The sequence below is a fragment of the Fibrobacter sp. genome (assembly GCA_012523595.1).
Classification (GTDB): domain Bacteria; phylum Fibrobacterota; class Chitinivibrionia; order Chitinivibrionales; family Chitinispirillaceae; genus JAAYIG01.
In genome coordinates this window covers 1-2,747 of record JAAYIG010000081.1, presented here as the reverse complement: position 1 = coordinate 2,747, position 2,747 = coordinate 1, and the positions used below count along the sequence as shown (strand labels likewise).

Here is a 2,747-nt window from a genome sequence, read left to right as displayed (position 1 = left end):
GATTGGTGTCGCTGAATCCGATGGTGTTTACATAGTCTGCGGGGTTTACTGTCCGGGAATATGCAAGGGGTACACCGGATGGGTATTGGGGTATTCCAGTGATGGGGTGGAGATCTGGTCAAAGATGAGGGTCGGGTACACTCTCTATGATATCGAGGCTGCAGATGGGGGAGTGGTCTTGACAGGATTTACGGAGTCAGGGATGTCGCCTTTTCAAAAAAGAAGGATATCTGAAAGTCTGAACAAAAGAAACTGGTTTCCTTCCACAGAGGTCTGTCTTTTCAAGGTAAGTCCCGAAGGAAATCTTGTGCTCGACTCGGTATATGATCTTAACCACTATTGTTTCGGATCAACAGTCAGGAGGGCTCCTCAGTCATTTATCATTGCAGGATACAGTGGAGTGTATTTTGGCGAGGGGGATAAAAACGAGATCGTGATGGGGGTTGACTTATCCGGAAATATACTCTGGAAAAAAGAATATCCCTCAGATGGTGTTTCTAAGGCGCTGGCATCACCATTTTCCGATGGAGGGGTGGTCATTGTCGCGGCTGAATCCCTTTATTTTCATCAGGAAAAGTCATCGGCTGAAAAGTCCAAGGACAGGCATTGCTCCCGGAAACCTTTTTCTATCCGGGGCGTAATAAAGAACAGTGTTATCTTTACAGTTACCGATCCCTCCCGTGTTACTGTCGATTTGTTGAATGTAAACGGCCGGCTGGTAAAGAGAATTGAAAAGGTATTCAGTCCCGGGGGAGACTGTATGCTGAGCCTTGGAGACTGTGTTTCCGGGATTTACCTTTTGCAGTTCAGGGTAAATTCAGAAGTAGTCCGGACCGGAAGAATAATAGTTGGATATTCCGGCTTTATTGATGTTAAGTAGAAAAACGGATTCTGCCGGAAAGAATAGAGCTAATCACCAACATATTTATATCTGATATCATACCATTTCAAGCTGTTTTTTGATATGCTGATAAATTGTAAACCAAAAAAGGCGTTATAATTTTCGGGATCCTCCTGCAAAGTATTATAATTAGCAATAGTAAAGGCTGGATGGCCGGGATCATTTCCAAACCGCAACCATTGTGGTTCCAGATCGTGCAAATTCTCTAATGCGCTTGAACCATATTCCCCGGGTGGCCAGACAATTTTCCGTTGTTTATCAAGGATTTTCCGAAATGTCGTATAATGCCCATGTTTATCAACTGCTGAAAAGGATAAATCGATAAAATTGTACTCGGGTAAAAAAGCGTAATTTATCACACCGACCTTAAATGATCCGATTTCGGGTTTGGCTTCATTAATATATCTGAACAGAGAATCAAAATCAGACCTGTTTTCCAGGTATTTCAGTTCAACCGGATACATTCGCTTTGTTGCAAAGATATTTCCTACGACATATCCATTGTGATATGACGGTGCCTCACCCAGACAGATTCCAAATGTAGTTGCACCGTTTATATCATAAAAGAAATCAGTTCCAAGATCTTTGATGTAATTTGAGTTCTCTGGCAGCAATGTATCCGGCGGCATGATAACCGGTGCAGGAAACTGAAGCGTCGGATTTGCATAGTCACGATACCACAGTGCGCCTGCCATTGAAGGCATTATTTGAATAGCTCTTTTTTTGCTAAAATATCAGAACTATCCTGCACCTGCCATTTCCCCTTGGAAATGGGTGTCTGCATCCATTCCAATTTCCTGAATGCTCCGGTTGAATCTATTTCACCACTCAAAAAAACCCTGTTTCCCACGCGTTGTGCAATATAGGTAGGATCGGTACCACGAATAAGTAAAATATCCTTAGAAAATGTCAATTGTTTTGGGGACGGACTACTTTTTTTTTGTTGAGAGTTACTTTTCCGAGGGGTACTGCCAGGGACGGACTAATTATTTATACATAAGTGTTACTTGCAATCTCAATCTCCAGGGGACGGACTGTTTTATTACTCAAATACATTTGCAGTCAAAACAAACGGTTCTCTCTTGCTTAAATATTTCAGTTTTCCGGGATTGCTCCTGTAGCAGACTATTCTCTTCAGGTCGGGGTGTATAAATACTTCACACTATTTGAATATTGTTCAATCCACAGGCAGGTTTTCAGGCTGGATTCTAAGAAGTTCTTTCGTTGGGAACCTATGTAGAGCAGTACTCCTCCACCTCAGGAGCACCTTGCTTCGCAAGAACAGCAATTGGAGGAATAGTCGTTTTGAGAAATCTGGCAATGACAGATAAAGGTATGAGTTCTTGTTCATGAGATTGATAACAGAATTCAGCTCGTGCCTTCGACCGCTTATCCTTCCTTCCCCGCTTCATCAGTTCTTCAAGGGAAATACTGTAAGTCTCACACACCCTTCTGGCAACTTCCTCAAGCACAACATTATATTCAGCCTTCCGATGCTTCCTGTTCAGATAATCTTTGTAGTTCTCCAATGCTTTTTTTGCAAATTCAGGATCGCCTATTACCGCCGGCCATCCTTTGCATGAACCGGAAACCTCTGTTGCCTCGATAAATGACAACTCTCCAGCTTGCTCATTGTTACCGGTCTGACAACTCTCCAAGAGAAACTTCAAATATGAAGAGATAGCACTTGATTCAGTCTCTCCAAAGAAACGAAGAGCCTGCTCTCTGTTTTGAAACTTCTCTCCCTTAGCTCCTTCTTTTCCCAAAAGATAACCATGACCACTCCACGCCCAGGCACCCAGTTCCTCAAAGGATTTAACCTTACCGGCTCTTAAAGGGTTAAGGT

The 2,747-nt window shown here is 42.9% G+C and carries 3 protein-coding genes; 1 reads left to right on the top strand and 2 read right to left on the bottom strand.

Going from position 1 to position 2,747, the window contains the following annotated elements; all coding sequences use genetic code 11:
* On the top strand, positions 1 to 880 hold an 880-nt coding region (locus GX089_04965; GenBank protein ID NLP01826.1), incomplete at its 5' end, for a hypothetical protein.
* Positions 881 to 909: 29 nt separating this feature from the next.
* Here the strand turns inward: GX089_04965 and GX089_04960 are convergent.
* Together GX089_04960 and GX089_04955 are read right to left on the bottom strand one after the other, a co-directional pair.
* Positions 910 to 1,605, bottom strand: a complete 696-nt coding sequence (locus GX089_04960) for a hypothetical protein (protein ID NLP01825.1) — start codon at positions 1,603 to 1,605, stop codon at positions 910 to 912.
* A 528-nt stretch (positions 1,606 to 2,133) separates the two neighbouring features.
* Positions 2,134 to 2,747 (bottom strand): hypothetical protein (locus GX089_04955; GenBank protein NLP01824.1); only part of this gene is annotated, 614 nt, incomplete at its 5' end.